The 16039-nt window shown below is 63.6% G+C and carries 17 protein-coding genes and 1 other RNA gene; 4 read left to right on the forward strand and 14 right to left on the reverse strand.

Features of this window, described 5'->3' with window-relative positions; genetic code table 11:
- Window positions 1–9: 9 nt before the first annotated feature.
- The 12 genes from EB233_RS00245 to ffs all read right to left on the reverse strand — a co-directional run bounded on the left by EB233_RS00245 (window position 10) and on the right by ffs (window position 11522).
- Window positions 10–756 carry an ABC transporter ATP-binding protein gene (locus tag EB233_RS00245; RefSeq protein ID WP_064990734.1) on the reverse strand — a complete coding sequence of 249 codons (747 nt, stop codon included), beginning with the start codon at window positions 754–756 and terminating at the stop codon, window positions 10–12.
- Window positions 753–1586: an ABC transporter ATP-binding protein gene (locus tag EB233_RS00250; protein ID WP_064990540.1), complete on the reverse strand. Its 834-nt coding sequence runs from the start codon at window positions 1584–1586 to the stop codon at window positions 753–755. Before EB233_RS00250 ends, EB233_RS00245 begins: the two co-directional genes overlap by 4 nt.
- Window positions 1583–2503 (reverse strand): nickel transporter permease, encoded by a 921-nt coding sequence (gene nikC, locus EB233_RS00255; RefSeq protein WP_064990539.1) that lies wholly within the window; start codon window positions 2501–2503, stop codon window positions 1583–1585. Before nikC ends, EB233_RS00250 begins: the two co-directional genes overlap by 4 nt.
- Entirely contained in the window at window positions 2500–3561 is a 1062-nt protein-coding gene (locus EB233_RS00260; RefSeq protein WP_064990538.1) for an ABC transporter permease, read from the reverse strand. Before EB233_RS00260 ends, nikC begins: the two co-directional genes overlap by 4 nt.
- A gap of 18 nt (window positions 3562–3579) precedes the next feature.
- Window positions 3580–5223: an ABC transporter substrate-binding protein gene (locus EB233_RS00265; protein ID WP_064990537.1), complete on the reverse strand. Its 1644-nt coding sequence runs from the start codon at window positions 5221–5223 to the stop codon at window positions 3580–3582.
- Between the two features lie 260 nt (window positions 5224–5483).
- On the reverse strand, window positions 5484–6731 hold the full coding sequence (locus EB233_RS00270) for a lytic murein transglycosylase (protein ID WP_064990536.1): 1248 nt from the start codon (window positions 6729–6731) through the stop codon (window positions 5484–5486).
- Window positions 6732–6756: 25 nt separating this feature from the next.
- On the reverse strand, window positions 6757–7362 hold the full coding sequence (gene recR / locus EB233_RS00275; RefSeq protein WP_027052526.1) for a recombination mediator RecR: 606 nt from the start codon (window positions 7360–7362) through the stop codon (window positions 6757–6759).
- Window positions 7363–7443: 81 nt separating this feature from the next.
- Window positions 7444–8445: a cell wall hydrolase gene (locus EB233_RS00280; protein WP_064990535.1), complete on the reverse strand. Its 1002-nt coding sequence runs from the start codon at window positions 8443–8445 to the stop codon at window positions 7444–7446.
- 222 nt (window positions 8446–8667) lie between these two features.
- Window positions 8668–9075 carry a hypothetical protein gene (locus tag EB233_RS00285; protein ID WP_027052528.1) on the reverse strand — a complete coding sequence of 136 codons (408 nt, stop codon included), beginning with the start codon at window positions 9073–9075 and terminating at the stop codon, window positions 8668–8670.
- Between the two features lie 75 nt (window positions 9076–9150).
- Entirely contained in the window at window positions 9151–9474 is a 324-nt protein-coding gene (locus EB233_RS00290) for a YbaB/EbfC family nucleoid-associated protein (RefSeq protein WP_027052529.1), read from the reverse strand.
- 23 nt (window positions 9475–9497) lie between these two features.
- Entirely contained in the window at window positions 9498–11321 is a 1824-nt protein-coding gene (locus EB233_RS00295) for a DNA polymerase III subunit gamma/tau (RefSeq protein ID WP_064990534.1), read from the reverse strand.
- 104 nt (window positions 11322–11425) lie between these two features.
- Window positions 11426–11522: signal recognition particle sRNA small type (ffs, locus tag EB233_RS00300), an RNA gene on the reverse strand.
- A gap of 155 nt (window positions 11523–11677) precedes the next feature.
- On the opposite strand from ffs, the gene EB233_RS00305 reads away from it, so the two are divergent.
- The 3 genes from EB233_RS00305 to EB233_RS00315 all read left to right on the forward strand — a co-directional run bounded on the left by EB233_RS00305 (window position 11678) and on the right by EB233_RS00315 (window position 13464).
- Window positions 11678–12097, forward strand: coding sequence for an HIT domain-containing protein (locus EB233_RS00305; RefSeq protein WP_027052531.1), 420 nt, complete (start codon window positions 11678–11680; stop codon window positions 12095–12097).
- 85 nt (window positions 12098–12182) lie between these two features.
- The gene (gene nudC, locus EB233_RS00310) at window positions 12183–13127 is read left to right on the forward strand and encodes an NAD(+) diphosphatase (protein WP_064990533.1); all 945 of its coding nucleotides are present in this window, start codon (window positions 12183–12185) and stop codon (window positions 13125–13127) included.
- Between the two features lie 31 nt (window positions 13128–13158).
- Window positions 13159–13464, forward strand: a complete 306-nt coding sequence (locus EB233_RS00315) for a Dabb family protein (RefSeq protein WP_064990532.1) — start codon at window positions 13159–13161, stop codon at window positions 13462–13464.
- Here EB233_RS00315 and EB233_RS00320 read toward each other — a convergent pair.
- Window positions 13461–14324, reverse strand: coding sequence for a prephenate dehydratase (locus tag EB233_RS00320; protein ID WP_064990531.1), 864 nt, complete (start codon window positions 14322–14324; stop codon window positions 13461–13463). The genes EB233_RS00315 and EB233_RS00320 overlap by 4 nt on opposite strands.
- A gap of 39 nt (window positions 14325–14363) precedes the next feature.
- Window positions 14364–15092 carry a 3-deoxy-manno-octulosonate cytidylyltransferase gene (locus EB233_RS00325; RefSeq protein WP_064990530.1) on the reverse strand — a complete coding sequence of 243 codons (729 nt, stop codon included), beginning with the start codon at window positions 15090–15092 and terminating at the stop codon, window positions 14364–14366.
- Window positions 15093–15285: 193 nt separating this feature from the next.
- Here EB233_RS00325 and EB233_RS00330 point away from each other — a divergent pair, with 193 nt between their 5' ends.
- Window positions 15286–15933, forward strand: a complete 648-nt coding sequence (locus tag EB233_RS00330) for a c-type cytochrome (protein WP_064990529.1) — start codon at window positions 15286–15288, stop codon at window positions 15931–15933.
- Window positions 15934–16039: the final 106 nt, after the last annotated feature.

Genomic DNA, 16039 nt, shown 5'->3' on the forward strand with positions numbered 1-16039 from the left:
GGCAGCCTTCTACACCCGCACAAATCCTTCGCTCGCCCTGAGCAGATTGCGCGTATAATCCTCTGTCACGCGGTGCGCGACAAGTTGGGCCGCCGTCAGATTTTCCACCGCCTCGCCGCCCTGCATCACCATCAGCCGCTCGCACATATGGGTGACGATGGCGAGGTCGTGGCTGACCATCAGGAAGGTCAGCTTGCGCCGCCGGCGGACCTCTTCCAGGAGGTTGAGCACTTCCGCCTGCACCGAGGCATCGAGCGCCGAGGTCGGCTCGTCGAGCAGCAGGATCGACGGTTCGAGGATGAGCGCACGCGCGATCGCCACGCGCTGGCGCTGGCCTCCCGACAATTGGTGTGCGTAGCGGAAGCGGAAGCCATTGCCGAGGCCGACCTCGTCCAGCGCGCGTTCGATGCGCTTTTCGCCATCGGCGAAGCCATGGATGGCGAGCGGCTCCTGCAGCAGGCGGTCGACAGTCTGGCGCGGATGCAGCGAGCCATACGGGTCCTGGAAGACCATCTGCACTTCGCGGTAGAAAGCCTTGTCGCGGCGCGCGCCGAGCGTCTTGCCATTGACGGTGATGCTGCCCGAGGCGATGGGCGCAAGGCCGGCGATCGCCCTGAGAAGCGTCGATTTGCCAGAACCGGATTCGCCGACCAGGCCGAAGGATTCGCCTGACCTGACTTCGAGGCTGACGCCTTTCAGCGCCCGAAACCGGTCAAAGATCACTTCCAGCCCGTCGACGGTGATCGCAGAAGTCATGCCGCCCACTCCGGCTTGCGGTCGAGCACCGGCAACGGATGGCGCTCGAAGCCGATTCTGGGCATGCAGTTGAGCAAGCCGCGCGTATAGGGATGCTGTGCCTGGCCGAGTTCGGAGGCCTTGAGCTGCTCGACCACCTTGCCGGCATACATGACGATGACGCGGTCGCAGAAGGATGAGACCAGGCGCAGATCGTGCGAGATGAAGATCAGCCCCATGCCACGCTCGCTGACGAGCCGGTCGAGAATGCCGAGCACGTCGAGTTGCACGGTGACGTCGAGCGCCGAGGTCGGCTCGTCGGCGATCATCATCTCCGGTCCGGCGATCAGCATCATGGCGATCATGGCGCGCTGGCCCATGCCGCCTGAGACTTCATGCGGATGCAAGTCGAAGACGCGTTTGGGATCACGAATCTGCACCGCTTCCAGCATGGCCAGAGCGCGCTCGCGCGCCTCGGCCTTGGAAACCTTCTCATGCGTGCGCAGCGTTTCGACAATCTGCCGGCCGATGCTCATCACCGGGTCGAGCGAGTATTTCGGATCCTGCAGGATCATGGCGATGCGATTGCCCCGCAGCGCCCGGCGTTCACGCGGCGAGATGCTGAGCAGGTCGATGCCATCGAAAGCCAGTTTCCTGGCCGATATCCTGGCCTGCGGCGGCGTCAGCCCCATGATGGCGCGGCCGGTCTGCGACTTGCCCGAGCCGGACTCGCCGACGATGCCGAGCCGTTCTCGCCCAAGCGAGAAGGAGACGCCGCGCACCGCCTCGATCAGCCCCGTGCGGGTCGGGAAGGTGACGCGCAGATCCTCGACGTCGAGAAGCGCGCTCATTGGTCACCACTGCGGGGATCGAGGGCGTCACGCAGGCCGTCGCCGAGCAGGTTGAAACCGAGGCTGACGATAAGAATGGCGAAGCCCGGGGCGCCGGCCACCCACCATTGGTCGAGAATGAAGCGCCGGCCCGATGCGATCATGGTGCCCCATTCGGGCAGCGGCGGCTGTGCGCCGAGGCCGAGGAAACCGAGGCCGGCGGCGGTCAGGATGATGCCTGCCATGTCGAGCGTCACGCGGACAATCAGCGAGGAGATGCAGAGCGGCATGATGTGGCGCAGCACGATGCGGGCGGGGGAAGCGCCCATCAATTGCACGGCCTTGATGTAATCGGAATTGCGCACCGTCAGCGTTTCGGCGCGAGCAATTCGAGCGTAAGGCGGCCAGGAGGTGATGGCTATCGCCAGCACCGCGTTTTCGATGCCGGGGCCGAGCGCCGCGACGAAGGCCAGCGCCAGGACCAGCTTGGGGAAGGCAAGGAAGATGTCGGTGATGCGCATCAGAATGGCATCGGTCCAGCCGCCGGCGTAACCTGCAACGGTGCCGACCAGCAGGCCGATCGGGGCCGCGATGATGGCGACCAGGATGACGACATAGAGCGTCCAGCGTGAGCCGTAGAGGATGCGCGAATAGATGTCACGGCCAAGGTCGTCGGTGCCGAACCAGTGCTCGGCGCTCGGCGCCAGCAGCCGCGCGTTCTTCAGGTCGCCGAAGGTCGGCGAATACGGCGCCAGCACGCCGGCAAGGGCGGCGATGACCAGCAGCGCGATGATGATGAGCAGGCCGACCAGGGCCAGCCTGTTGGCGGAAAAGCGCCGCCACGCGACATAGGCGCGGCCGAGCCTGGCCTGCATGCGCGAGGCCGGCCGCTCGCTGAGCAGCCAGTCGCGCCGGCTCTGGATCGCTTCGGCGCTCATGCGGATTTCGTCCTCGGATCGAGCACACGGTAGAGCAAGTCGGACAGAAGATTGATGCCGATGAACACCGAGCCGATGACGATGGTGCCGCCGAGCACGGCGTTCATGTCGGCGTTCTGCAACGAGTTGGTAATGTAGAGGCCGATACCAGGCCAGGAGAAGACGGTCTCCGTCAGCACCGAGCCTTCGAGCAGCCCGGCATAGGAGAGCGCGATCACCGTGACCATCGGCACGGCAGCGTTGCGCAACGCGTGGCCCCAGATGATGCGGGTCTCCGACAGGCCCTTGGCGCGCGCGGCGACGATGTATTCCTGCGCCAGTTCGTTGAGCATGAACGAGCGCGTCATGCGGCTGATATAGGCGAGCGAGAAATAGCCGAGCAGCGAGGCCGGCAGGATGATGTGCCGGAAGGCGTCCCAGAAGACATCCCACTGACCCTGCATGGCCGAATCGAGAAGATAGAACCCGGTGATCGGCGTGAAAGTGTACTCGTAGACGACGTCGAGCCGGGCTGGGAAAGCCACCCATTGCAGCTTGGCGTAGAACAGGACCAAGCCCAGCAGGCCGAGCCAGAAGATCGGCACGGAATAGCCGATCAGGCCAATGACGCGCACGACCTGGTCGATGATGCTGCCGCGCCTGACGGCGGCTAGCACGCCGAGTGGCACGCCGAACAGCGCGCCGATCAGCGTTCCCAGCGTCGCCAGTTCCGTGGTTGCGGGAAGCGCGCGGCGGATGTCGGTCATGACCGGGTTGGTGGTCAGCACCGAAGTGCCGAAATCACCGCTCAGGGCGTGTTTCACATAGATGTAGAACTGCTCGATCAGCGGCAGGTCGAGGCCCATCTCGCGGCGCGTGCGCTCGACGACATTGGCCGGCGCCCGGTCGCCCAGAACGGCGAGAACCGGATCGATCGGGATGACACGGCCGATGAAGAAGGTGACCGCGAGCAGACCAAGATAGGTCGTTATCGCGATGACCAGGAAACGGCCGAGCGATGATGCAAGGGCAACTGCGCGGGCGCTGCCGCGCCCGCTTTCGTTTTCAACCGCGCTCATGCGGCGTGTCCGCGGGCGCTATTCTTTCGAGACCGGCCCGACGAAGTTGGTGTCGAAGCTCGGACCGAGCGCGAAGCCCTTGAGGTTCTTGCGCAGGCCGGCGACTTCCAACTGCTGATGGATGATGACGAAGGGACTGGTGTCGAGAATCTTCTTCTCGAGATCCTTGTACATATCCGCGCGCTTGCCGGCGTCCTTCTCCAGCAGTGCAGCTTCCGTCTCCTTGGTCAGGTCTGGAATGTCCCAGCTGTTGCGCCAGGCAAGCGTATGGGATTTACCGGCATCCGAATTGTCGGGATTCGAGGCGAAAGTCTGGGCGTTGGAGTTTGGATCGAAATAGTCCTGGCCCCAATTGCCGATATAAATGTCATGGTTGCGGGCGCGATACTTGGTCAGCGTCTGCTTGCCGTCGCCGGGGATGATCTCGAGCTTGATGCCGGCTTGCCCAAGCGTCTGCTGGATCGATTCCGCCATGCCGGTGGTCGGCTGGCCGGTGCGTACGTCCATGGTGACGCTGAAGCCATCGGGCAGGCCGGCCTTGGCCAGCAATTCCTTGGCCTTGGCGACGTCGAGCTTGAACGGATTCTCATCCAGCTCGCCGAGCACGCCCTTGGGCAGGAAGGTCTGGTGGATCTCGCCGATGCCCTTGAGGATGGTGGAGCCCAGCGCGTCATAATCAACCAGATATTTGAAGGCCTGACGAACCTCAGGCTTGGCGAGGTTCGGGTTCTTCTGGTTCAGGCTGATGTAATAGACCGTGCCCTTCGGCGCGCTGGTCGAGGTGAGGTCAGCGTTCTTGGCGATGGCGTCGAGGTCGTTCGGCTCGAGGTTGCGGGCGACGTCGATGTCGCCGGCTTCGAGCGCCAGGCGCTGGGCCGAGCTTTCCTTCATGTTGCGATAGATGACGCGGGCAAGCTTGGCCTTGTCGCCGTGGTAATTGTCGTTGCGCTCCATGACGACGGCTTCGTTGGCGCGCCATTCGCGCAGCTTGTAGGCACCGGAACCAGCATAGCCGGTCTTCAGCCAGGCATTGCCGAAGTCGTTATCCCATTTGTAGTCGGCGCTCGGCGTGACGGCCGCGACATGCTCCTTGACCAGCTTGGCATCGACCACCGAAGCGACGGTGGCCGACAGGCAGTTCAGCACGAAGCTCGGCGCATAGGCCTTGTCGACGACGAACTGGAAGGTGGTGTCATCGATTGCCTTGGCCTTCTCGGCGACGTTGTCGCCGCTGATGCCGAACTGGTCGATGATGAAGGCCGGGCTCTTGTCCAGCTTGACGGCGCGTTCAAACGAATAGGCGACATCGGCCGCGGTGATCGGGTTGCCCGAGGCGAATTTGAGGCCGGGCTTGAGCTTGAAGGTGTAGGTCAGGCCATCGTCCGAGACGGTCCAGCTTTCGGCGAGATCTGGCTTGACCTTGGAGGTGTCGCTGAGGTCGAGGCGGACAAGCAGGTCATAAGTGTTGCCGGTGACTTCGGCGGTCGACAGTTCGAACGCCTCGCCCGGATCCATGGAGATGATGTCGTCGATCGCGAAGCCCTCGACCAGCGTGTCGGCGGGGGTGACGGCGCCGGCAGGCGCTCCAGCCAGAAGCAGTGCCGACATGGCGGCGCCCGCAAGCAGGATGCGGGATCGTAGAGCAAGCTTTTCCATCATCATGGTGATTGTTCCCTGTTTTGTTGTTTGTTGACCTGAGTTCCCGGCTCAGGATTGCGGCATTCTTTCAAGGCCTGAAGACGGCCCCACGACCTCTTACCGTTGCGGTTTTTGTCCAGTTGGTCAACACCATATCCGGCGACCTCGTGGCCGGCAACGAGCATTTACACGACGGCTCATTGGAGCAGAATGGTGGCAGGCGCGTCGACGCATATACCGGCCAATCGAGGCGGCCGGTCGAGAAAAATCTGCTAATTCTCGCGCTATTTCAGGGCGGCAACCAGGCCGGCGTCTGGAAAACAGGTTGCGGCCTGGCCGTTCTTCGTCTGCCACTTGCCGATCGAGCGGCGGGTCTTGAAGCCGGGCAGGCCGTCGGCACTGCCGACATCATAGCCCTTGGCTTCCAGCGCCCGCTGCAGCGCGGCGATGTCGGAGCGGTGGAGATCGCCGACCGCGCCCCAACTGCCGGAAAAGCTCTGATCGCCATGCGCGATGCGGTCGGCGCCATGGCCGATGAACAGCGCGTAGAGGTCGCTCGTGTTGTATTCCTTCAGCACGTAGAAATTGGGCGTGGCGATGAACGCCGGCCCGCTGCGGCCTGCGGGCATCAGCAGGAAGCCTTCCGCCTTCAGCTCACTCGCCGGAAACGGCTTTCCGCCGGCACGCTTGATGCCCATGTCGGCCCATTGCGATATCTTCTTGCCTTGGTCAGGGCCTTCCAAGGAGCAGGAGACGCTCTCGGGCACGGTCACCTCGAACCCCCAGCCGCGCCCCCGCACCCAGCCATAATGGACGAGATAGTTGGCGATCGAGGCGAGCACGTCGGGTGTCGAGTTCCAGATGTCGGGCCGCCCACCACCGTCGAAGGCGACCGCATGCTTCAGGAAAGAGGTCGGCATGAATTGCGGCTGGCCGAGCGCACCGGCCCATGACGATTTCATCGCGCCGACCGGCGCCAACCCACGTTGGACGATTTCCAGCGCGGCCAGAAGTTCGGTGCGGAAGAAATCCTTCTTCGTCGACATGAACGCCTTGGTGCCCAGCACCTCGAAGGCATCGTAGGGCATCTTCGCCGCGCCGAAACCGGTTTCACGGCCCCAGATCGCCAGAAGGATTTCGCCGGGCACCCCATAGCGCTTTTCGATCGCGGCCAGCGTCCTGGCATTGGCGGCTTCGCGCGCGCGACCGCCCGACGTCACCGCACGAACTGTCTTCTCGGCGAAATAGGCGCCGGGCGAACCGAACTCGGCCTGGTGCTGCTTCTGCGGTGTCTTCGGCTTCTCGCCCGGCATGACCAGGTCGGGCAGCTTCAGATTGGGTCTCACACCATCGAAGGCGGCGTCAAAGGTCTGCTTGGAGATACCGTTGGCCTTGGCTTGCGGCCAGAGATCGCTCTGCAGCCAGGCACGGAACTGGTCGTCGATCTTCGCGGCCGAGGCGGGGGTGACGAGAAGGACGCCGAGAGCCGTCGCGACAAAGGCGAAGGTAATTGTGCGAAGGAACGCGTTCATCCGGCAAAGATCCCCGCCAATCTTGTCAAAACGCCGTCCGCGAGCGCAACGCGGCGGCGAGCGTACCTTCGTCGAGATAGTCGAGTTCGCCGCCAACCGGCACGCCATGCGCCAGCCGTGTCACCTTGATGTCGAAGCCGGACAGCTGGTCGGTGAGGTAATGCGCGGTGGTCTGCCCCTCGACCGTCGCATTGACGGCGAGGATGATTTCCTTGACCTCGCCGCCGGCGACCCGGTCGACCAATGAGCGGATGTTGAGCTGTTCAGGGCCGATGCCGTCGAGCGGCGACAGCGTGCCGCCGAGCACATGGTAACGCACGTTCATCGCCGCCGCCCGCTCCAAGGCCCAGAGATCCGAGACGTCCTCGACGACAATCAGGGTGGCGGCGTCCCGGCGTGGATCGGTGCAGATCATGCAGGGGTCCGACGTGTCGACATTGCCACAAGTGGAACAGATGCGCACCTTGTCGGCAGCCTCGCCCATGGCGGCGGCCAGCGGCGACAGCAACTGCTCCTTTTTCTTGATCAGATGGAGGGCGGCGCGCCTGGCCGAACGGGGGCCAAGCCCCGGCACCTTGGCCAGGAGCTGGATCAGGCGTTCGATCTCGGGGCCGGCGATTCGTTTCGACATCGCCTTGATCTAGGATTTTTCCGAGCGGTTTGGAACAGTCTGCGGCAGCATGATCGCCATGCTGCCATGGCGAGGCCTGGATCAGTTCACCTCGAGCGGGCGGCCCTGGCTGACGATCATCGCGCCAATGGCGTCCGTGTTCTCAGGCGTCGACTGGAATCCCATCGCCGCTTCCTGCGGCGCACCACCCTGAATCGAGGAGATGACCCGGGTGTTCAAGGTTCCGCCGAAACGGGCGGCATCCGGTTCTTCCATCGGCTCCTGCATCGCAACCATCGTCTGCTTGGCCTGGACGCGCGCCGACTTTGCCGCCGGCGCCGCGGATGCCGTCACATAGGTCTGCTTGGCAGGGGCAACTCGAACTTTCGTCGCCTTGGTCGGGCGTTCCGGTTCCACCGAGGCGGTCATGAACACCTGCTGCGCCGGGGCATTGCGGACAGCGGTCTTGGCGGGGCGCACCGGCTCGGCCGAGGCAACCATCGTCACGGGTGCCGCCGGCTTCACCACTTCCGTCGCGACCGAAGCTACCATCGGCTCATCGGGCAGCGGCTGCCAGTTGCGGCCGCGCTTCTCGTAAAAGGCATTGCCGCCGGCAACCATGGTGTAGTGCATGTTCTTGTAGGGGAAATGCAGGCCGGCCGTGTGGAAATACATCGTGTTCTTCAGCTTGGTCTTGCGCTCGCCCTTGAGCACCGCGTCGGCCGCTTCCTCGACATCGGGCATTGCGCGCGAATTCATCGGCCTGGTCATGACGCCCGGCGCGAATTGCCCGGGTTCACCCACCACGTCACAGATGGTGCTGCCATGGTTGCCGGAGCGCAGGCGGTTCATCACCACGGTGCCTACTGCGATCATGCCGTCGCGGCTCGACCGGTTCGATTCGAAGAACATTGCCCGTTCCAGGCATTCCCGATCCTTCGGCGTATGGCTGGTGGCGCGCGAGGTGAGAAAGCTCGGCGTGATCGCGTCGGTCAGGCTGGAAACCGACATGCCATGCGAGGTGGTCTGGCTGCAGGCAGCCAGAAACAAGGGAGACGTGATGACGCCGAGCAACAGCGGCGTCTTCCATCGCGTTACGATCAACAGGCTACCCTCTCACTTCATGCCCGCCCCAGGCTGCGGCAAGAATGAGACACTTTCGGGCAAAATGATGGCTAAAACGTTATTAGTGATGAACTGTTACCGAATAGACACAAATCGTGACTTTCCAGATAGATCGCGCCATCGTCTCACAAACGCGATGATGGCCCTCTCTTTGTTTCGCCGCAATTGCGGCGACCGGGCGGCTGGTTCTCTGAAACAACGCTACCGCCCGGCCACGATCGCGACCGGCTGACCGGGCTCGCTCTCTTCGATTTTCTCGGAGAACAGCCCGCGCCGGAGGAAAACCGCCCGCGCGGCCCTGGCCGTCGGAGCGATCTTGCCCGGCCAGTCGCTGTCGATGAACTCGGCCTTGGTGAAATCCGGATTCGTCTCTGCGGCCGCCTCGAGGAATTCGGCGATTTCGAGCACGATCGCGCGCTCCTCCTTCGACAGCGCCGACGAGCCGGCCTCGATCGACGGGCGATGCACGAAGTCCTCGAACAGATTGAAGTAGCCCTTGATGCCGACAATATCGACGCCGGCATCGCAATCGGCCAGGATTTCCAGGATCTCATAGAGCCTGTTGCGGATACGCTGCTCGATCAGTCTTTCCGAAGGTTCGTCGGCCATGGGCGCACCGCCGCCTTGTTAACGTTCATGCATGTCGTTGCCCCAAAACCGCTGCACACTTTTGGGCGACATGCATCAGAACGGCAGTTTCATTCCCGGCGGGATCGGCAGGCCGGCGGTGAGCGCCTTGGTCTTCTCCTGCATGATCTGCTCGACCTTGGTCTTGGCGTCATTGTGGGCGGCGAGAATGAGATCCTCGAGGATCTCGACATCGTCCTCCTTGAACAGAGACGGGTCGATCTTCAGGGACTTCATCTCGAATTTTCCGGTGAGCGTCACGTTGACCAGACCGCCGCCGGCCTGGCCGGATGCGTCCAGAGTGGCGATCTCGTCCTGCATGGCCTGGAACTTGGCCTGCATTTCCTTCGCCTTGCCCATCAGGCCGAGAAGATCTTTCATGGTCCGATCCTTGTCTTGGTTTATCAGGTCTCGTCGTCGTCCGCCGGCGGCTCGACCGGCATATCGGCCTCGGTCGTGTCCGCCTCCGGCGCATCGGGGATGCGTACGTCGATGATCTTGGCGCCGGGAAAGCGCGCCAGGATGGCGGCAACCGTCGGATCGCTCCTGGCATCGAGGAAGGCGTTTTCACGCTTGGTCGATTCCATTTCGGCGAGCGTCTGGCCGCCCTCCTCCTTGGACAGCGACACCAGCCAGCTGCGGCCGGTCCAGGCGCGCAGTTTCGTCGTCAGATCATTGAGCAGCAGCTTCGGCGCATCGTCGGTCAGGCTGACGTCGATGCGGCCGGGCTCGAAGCGCACGGGACGGATGCAGCGCTTGACCAGCACCTTGAAGGCGATGTCGCGCTGCGCATCGGCAAGGGCGACAATGTCGGCAAGCGATCTGACCGGCACTTGCTGCGGCTCCGACACCGGCGCGGGCGGCGCAACGAAGGCGGCCGGCGCGGGCGTGGCCTCGACCAGCCGCATGGTCTGCGCGCCCCCGGCCCCCGAGGGCATGCGTGTCTGCGCCACCGCGCTGGCCCCACCGCCATTGCCGTTGCCGGAGCCCGCGGGCACGCCATTTGGGCGCGATGCACCATTTTGCGCCGATGTCGTGCCGTCGAGCGATCGCAGCGCCTCGTCCAGCGTCGGCAGGTCGGCGGCATGCGCCAGCCGGATCAGCACCATTTCGGCGGCGCTCACCGGCCGGTTGGAGGACTGCACCTCGGGAATGCCCTTGAGCAGCATCTGCCAGGTCCGCGACAGCACACGGACCGACAGCGCCCTGGCGAAATCGGCGCCGCGCTCACGCTCGTCCTGCGACAGCGAAGCGTCGTCCATGGCGCTTGGCACGAAACGCAGCCGGGTGACGAGATGGTTGAACTCGGCAAGATCGGTGAGCACGGCGGCCGGATCGGCACCGGTGTCGTACTGGGCGCGGAATTCGCCCAAGGCCGCGGCCACATCGCCCTTCATCACATGTTCGAACAGATCGACGATGCGTGCGCGGTCGGCTAGGCCCAGCATGGCGCGCACCGCCTCGGCGCCGACGGAGCCGGCGCCATGCGCAATCGCCTGGTCGAGGATGGAGAGCGAATCGCGGGCCGAGCCTTCGGCCGCGCGCGCGATCATCGCCAGCGCGTCGTCGTCGACCGAAATGCCCTCCTTGGCGGCGATCGAGGAAAGATGCGCGACCAGCGCGCCGGCATCGATGCGCCTCAAGTCAAAGCGCTGGCAGCGCGACAGGACGGTGATCGGAACCTTGCGGATCTCGGTGGTGGCGAAGATGAATTTCACATGCGGAGGTGGTTCCTCCAATGTTTTCAGCAGGCCGTTGAAGGCCTGCGTCGACAGCATGTGCACTTCGTCGATGATGTAGACCTTGTAGCGCGCCGAGACCGGTGAGTAGCGCACGCGTTCGATGATGTCCCTGATGTCGTCGATGCCGGTGTGGGAGGCGGCGTCCATCTCGATGACGTCGACGTGGCGGCCTTCCATGATCGCCTGGCAATGCTCGCCGAGCACGGCAAGGTCGACCGAAGGCTGGTCAACGGTCGCTGTCTTGTAGTTTAGCGCCCGCGCCAGGATGCGCGCGGTGGTGGTCTTGCCGACGCCGCGCACGCCGGTCAGCATCCACGCCTGGGCAATGCGGCCGGTGGCAAAGGCGTTGGTGAGGGTGCGCACCATCGGCTCCTGGCCGACCAGTTCGGAAAAATTCGACGGACGGTATTTGCGCGCCAGCACGCGGTAGGCTGCGGCCTTTCCATCGTCCAGGCTTTTTGGCCCTGAATTTCCGGCTTCGCTCATTCGCCCGTTAAGCTCCAAAAGGCCGCCACCAAAGGCGTCGATTCCTGCGCATAATCTCGCCCGCGCTGCAATGCGTCGTCAATGTCGCGAGGAGGGCCGATGAGGTGGGAGGCTGGAACAATGACCCGTTCCGGGCTCGTTAGGGCTGCTTCCTTCCGGACCTGACCCGGTTGGCGAGTGGATCGTCCACCACCAACCTCCCGCCGTCCATATCGGCAATTGCGCGACGAAATGCAAGTGCGCAGGCGATTTGGCGCACCAAACCGTGTGAGGAACAATGATTCGCTTGCAGCCCCCGTGCCACCGCTCTAGCGTTCATGAGTTTGAGGAAACCAACAAAAGCAAGGGAAACGCCGATGCTGCCGGGCCTGAAGGCCGGATTCACGCTGGATGCCCGGCTGGAGGCGGACAGCGAGCAGTTGATGTGGCTTGGGCTGTGCGAATTGCGGGTGATGAACGATCGCCGCTGGCCGTGGCTGCTTTTGGTGCCGCAGAGGCCTGGCGCGGAAGAAATCCACGACATGACGCCGCTTGACCAGGCCATGCTGACCTTCGAGACCAATATGGTGGCGCAAGCGCTGAAGAAAGTCAGCGGTTGCACCAAGATCAACACCGGCGCGCTCGGCAACATAGTGCGCCAATTGCATATCCATATCATCGCCCGGTCCGAAGGCGACCCCGGCTGGCCGGGGCCAGTATGGGGGCACGGCCTGCGCGAACCCTATCAGCGCTCCGATCTGCGCCGGTTTGCCGAAACGATACGGGCGGCGCTATAAGCCTTCCCCTGTGTCCGCCCCAAAACATGTCCGTCCCAAACATGTTCATCCCAGAACGGGTCAATCCCAAAGCACCAGGGTCCGCATGAGTTTCCGCCTGTTTGACGCGCCCTTGCGCGAGCCGAGCCAATTCGTCGGCTTCGCCGGCAACATGATCGACCGGCAATCCGAGAATCGCGCCGACGATTCGGTCGACAAGGCGCTGGCCGATCCGACGACGCGGCTGCTGTTGATGAATGGCGGCCGGCTCCACCTGACGCTTGGGACGAGCGGCACTCTCGATCCCTGGTTCGGCGCCGCCGAGAGCGAGCCGTTCAAGCCTTCCTTCGCCGAGGGCGTCCTGCTCGGTTTTTCCGAACAGGGGCCGGTGTTGGCGATGCCCGTCCAGATCGACGCCGAAGAGCTGCCCGAGACCGTCAAGGCGATCGACTACCGGTCGGTCTATATGCAAGGGCTGATCGACGAGGCGGCCGCCGGCGCGATGGCGCAAGGTGCTGCCCTGCTCGCCTGGCATGCCAGCCATCGTTTCTGCAGCAAATGCGGCACCGAGTCACAAATGCGGGCCGGCGGCTACAAGCGGCATTGCCCGAATTGCGGCACCGAGCATTTCCCGCGCACCGATCCGGTGGCGATCATGCTGACGGCAACGCGCGAGAAATGCCTGCTCGGGCGCGGGCGGCATTTCGCGCCGGGCATGTATTCCGCACTTGCCGGCTTCATCGAGCCGGGCGAGACGATCGAGGCGGCGGTGCGCCGCGAAACGCTGGAGGAGGCCGGCATCCGGCTCGGCCGCGTCGTCTACCATGCCAGCCAGCCCTGGCCGTTTCCCTATTCGCTGATGATCGGCTGCTTCGGCGAGCCGCTCAACGAAGACATCCAGGCCGACCTCAACGAATTGGAAGACTGCCGCTGGTTCTTACGCGACGAGGTGCGCCTGATGCTGGCGCGGGAGCATCCCGGCAATCTGGTTACGCCGCCGAAAGGGGCGATCGCGCATCACCTCATCCGTGCCTGGGTCGACAGCGAATAGCCTATACTGAAAGTCATTGCAGGAGAGACAAATGATCCGTCACACCGTCGTCTTCACGCTGAAGCACCCGCCGCATTCGATCGAGGAAAAGCGGTTTCTCGTCGACGCCAAGAAGATCCTCACCGCGATAAGGGGCGTCACGCATTTCGAACAACTGCGGCAGATCAGTCCCAAGAACGACTATCAGTTCGGCTTCTCGATGGAGTTCGCCGACCAGGCCGCCTACACCAGATACAACGACCATCCCGACCACGTCGCCTTCGTGCGCGACCGCTGGGTGCCGGAGGTCGAGAAATTTCTCGAGATCGACTATGTGCCGCTGGGCGCGGTGATCTAATCCGCCACTTTCCACTGCTCCCGCGACTCGCTGGCCGGGTAGACGCCCAGAATCCGCACCTCGCGCGAGAAAAAGCGAAGCTCGTCCAGCGCCAGCTTGACCAGCGGATCGTCGGGGTGGCCCTCGATGTCGGCGTAGAACAGCGTCGCCGTGAAAGCCCCAAGCTGGTAGCTCTCCAGTTTGGTCATGTTGATGCCGTTGGTGGCAAAGCCGCCCATGGCCTTGTAGAGCGCGGCCGGCACGTTGCGGACGCGGAAGATGAAGGTGGTCATCATCTTGACGTCCGTTGACGGACGTTCCGCCCACTGCTTGCTCTTGGTCAGGACGACGAAACGGGTGACGTTGGAATCGGTGTCCTCGACGTTCTCCTCGATGATATCCAGCCCATAAAGCGTCGCGGCCAGCGCCGGCGACAGCGCCGCCATGGTGCGATCCTTGACCTCGGAGACCATCTTGGCGGCACCCGCCGTATCGCCGGCAACCACGCCCTTCCAGCCATTCTTGCGGATGTATTTGCGGCACTGGCCAAGCGCATGGATGTGCGTGTGCACGGTCTTGATCTCGTCGCGCCTGACGCCGGGCAGCACCATCAGCTGGAAATGGATCGGCAGGAAATACTCGCCGATGATATGCATCCGCGATTCGGGCAGCAGATGGTGAATGTCGGCGACGCGTCCGGCGATGGTGTTCTCGATGGGGATCATGGCGAGATCGGCCTTGCCGGTCTCGACCGCGTTGAAGGCATCCTCGAAGGTCGGGCACGGCAACGGCTCCATATCGGGATAGACGTTGCGGCAGGCGGTGTCGGAATTGGCGCCCGGTTCGCCCTGGAAGGATATTCTGTTGGTTTTCTCAGGCATGGGCCAAGTCTCGATTCACAGTGTCTCGGTTCGAATTTCTCAATTTGAAAGGATGGTTCTGGCGCGCTCGAGGTCTTCCGGCGTGTCGACGCCAAGCGGCAGCGACTGGACGATCTCGGCGTCGATGCGCATGCCGGCTTCCAGCGCGCGCAGCTGCTCCAGCCGCTCGCGGCGCTCCAGCGGCGACGGCTTCAGCGCGACGAAGCGCTCGAGCGCCGCACGCCGGTAAGCATAAAGGCCGACATGATGATAGAGAGGCCCCTCGCCCCAAGGTGCCGTGGCGCGGGTGAAATAGAGCGCCCGAAGCCGCGTGGCAGACAGTGGCGAACCGATGATCTTGACGACGTTGGAATTGGTCTTTTCTTCCTCCCGGACGATCTCGACCCCAAGCGTGGCGATATCCACGGCCCTGTCCTCGAGCGGTCTCAGCGAAGCGGCGATGATGCCGGGATCGATGGTCGGCAGGTCGCCCTGCACATTGACGATCGTTTCGACCTTGCGCTGCGGGTCGAGCGCGACCAATGCCTCGTGAATGCGATCGGAACCCGACTCGTGATCGATGCGCGTCATCACCGCCTCGAACCCATGCCCATGCACCGCTTCGGCCACGCTTTGGGTGTCGGTAGCCACCACCACCCGGCCGAGGCCGGCGTCTGCCGCACGGCGTGCGACATGGACGATCATCGGCACGCCGGATATGTCGGCCAGCGGCTTGCCCGGCAGCCGGGTGGAGGCCATGCGGGCCGGGATCAGGATCAAGGTGGACATCGCTATGGCAAGGCGTTCGAAAAAAGGACAAGGAAAGTGGCAAAAGGTCTCACTGGCAGCGCCCTTATAGGTGTTGCAACGCCCGAGCAAAAGACCTAGTTTCCGCCCGATTTGACCGGCTCTGGAGGGCCGGTCTCGATACCGACGGACGGAGTGGACGGTTCGGTCCGCCGGAAAAGGGAGCAAGGGGCGTATGGATTCCAACGAAGTCAACAAACTGCTCGCCGGATTGCTCGGAACCGTTTTCGTCGTTTTCTCGGTCGGCCTGGTGTCGGACGCGCTGTTTGCCTCGCCGGCTCCTGAAAAGCCCGGCTTCGCCATCGAAGCCACCGAGCCCGCCGAAGGCGGCCCGGCGGCACCCGCAGCGGAAGCCAAGCCGATCGCCGATCTCTTGCAGACCGCCAATGCCGAGGCGGGCGCCGCCATCTTCAAGAAATGCCAAGCCTGCCATTCCGGCGAAAAGGGCGGCCCCAACAAGGTCGGCCCGGATTTGTGGGATCTCGTCGACCGTCCCGTCGCCGAACATGAAGGCTTCGCCTATTCGGCCGGCATGAAGGAATTCTCCAAGGGCGGCACCGAGAAGTGGACTTACGACAACATCAACCACTTCATCACCTCGCCGAAGAAATTCGTGAAGGGTACGGCCATGGGCTTCGCCGGCCTGCCCAAGGACGAGGACCGCGCCAACGTCATCGCCTATCTGCGCACGCTGTCGGACAATCCCAAGCCGCTGCCTACGCCTGGTGCCGCCGCCGCGGCGCCCGCCAAGCCGGCTGACGGCGCGGCACCTGCCAAGCCAGCCGCGCCGGCGGCACCTGCACCGGCCGCGCCGGCCAAATAACCGAATTGTCATCGACGCGTTCATAGAAAAGCCGGGTTCAGCCCGGCTTTTTTGTTGGGAAAATGCACGCTGCGGCGACAAAGCCGCGCATGGCGGTTTTCACGAG

Origin of the sequence: Mesorhizobium erdmanii (genome assembly GCF_013170725.1) — a bacterium.
GTDB classification, from domain to species: domain Bacteria; phylum Pseudomonadota; class Alphaproteobacteria; order Rhizobiales; family Rhizobiaceae; genus Mesorhizobium; species Mesorhizobium erdmanii.

Bases quoted from the DNA above. Each gene is read 5' to 3' on its own strand.
- EB233_RS00330 (WP_064990529.1), top strand. From the start codon at position 15,286: ATGGATTCCAACGAAGTCAACAAACTGCTCGCCGGATTGCTCGGAACC.
- nudC (WP_064990533.1), top strand. From the start codon at position 12,183: ATGAGTTTCCGCCTGTTTGACGCGCCCTTGCGCGAGCCGAGCCAATTC.
- EB233_RS00295 (WP_064990534.1), bottom strand. From the start codon at position 11,321: ATGAGCGAAGCCGGAAATTCAGGGCCAAAAAGCCTGGACGATGGAAAG.
- EB233_RS00320 (WP_064990531.1), bottom strand. From the start codon at position 14,324: ATGCCTGAGAAAACCAACAGAATATCCTTCCAGGGCGAACCGGGCGCC.
- EB233_RS00315 (WP_064990532.1), top strand. From the start codon at position 13,159: ATGATCCGTCACACCGTCGTCTTCACGCTGAAGCACCCGCCGCATTCG.
- EB233_RS00285 (WP_027052528.1), bottom strand. From the start codon at position 9,075: ATGGCCGACGAACCTTCGGAAAGACTGATCGAGCAGCGTATCCGCAAC.
- EB233_RS00260 (WP_064990538.1), bottom strand. From the start codon at position 3,561: ATGAGCGCGGTTGAAAACGAAAGCGGGCGCGGCAGCGCCCGCGCAGTT.
- nikC (WP_064990539.1), bottom strand. From the start codon at position 2,503: ATGAGCGCCGAAGCGATCCAGAGCCGGCGCGACTGGCTGCTCAGCGAG.
- EB233_RS00245 (WP_064990734.1), bottom strand. From the start codon at position 756: ATGACTTCTGCGATCACCGTCGACGGGCTGGAAGTGATCTTTGACCGG.
- EB233_RS00250 (WP_064990540.1), bottom strand. From the start codon at position 1,586: ATGAGCGCGCTTCTCGACGTCGAGGATCTGCGCGTCACCTTCCCGACC.
- EB233_RS00305 (WP_027052531.1), top strand. From the start codon at position 11,678: ATGCTGCCGGGCCTGAAGGCCGGATTCACGCTGGATGCCCGGCTGGAG.
- EB233_RS00265 (WP_064990537.1), bottom strand. From the start codon at position 5,223: ATGATGATGGAAAAGCTTGCTCTACGATCCCGCATCCTGCTTGCGGGC.
- EB233_RS00270 (WP_064990536.1), bottom strand. From the start codon at position 6,731: ATGAACGCGTTCCTTCGCACAATTACCTTCGCCTTTGTCGCGACGGCT.
- EB233_RS00325 (WP_064990530.1), bottom strand. From the start codon at position 15,092: ATGTCCACCTTGATCCTGATCCCGGCCCGCATGGCCTCCACCCGGCTG.
- recR (WP_027052526.1), bottom strand. From the start codon at position 7,362: ATGTCGAAACGAATCGCCGGCCCCGAGATCGAACGCCTGATCCAGCTC.
- EB233_RS00290 (WP_027052529.1), bottom strand. From the start codon at position 9,474: ATGAAAGATCTTCTCGGCCTGATGGGCAAGGCGAAGGAAATGCAGGCC.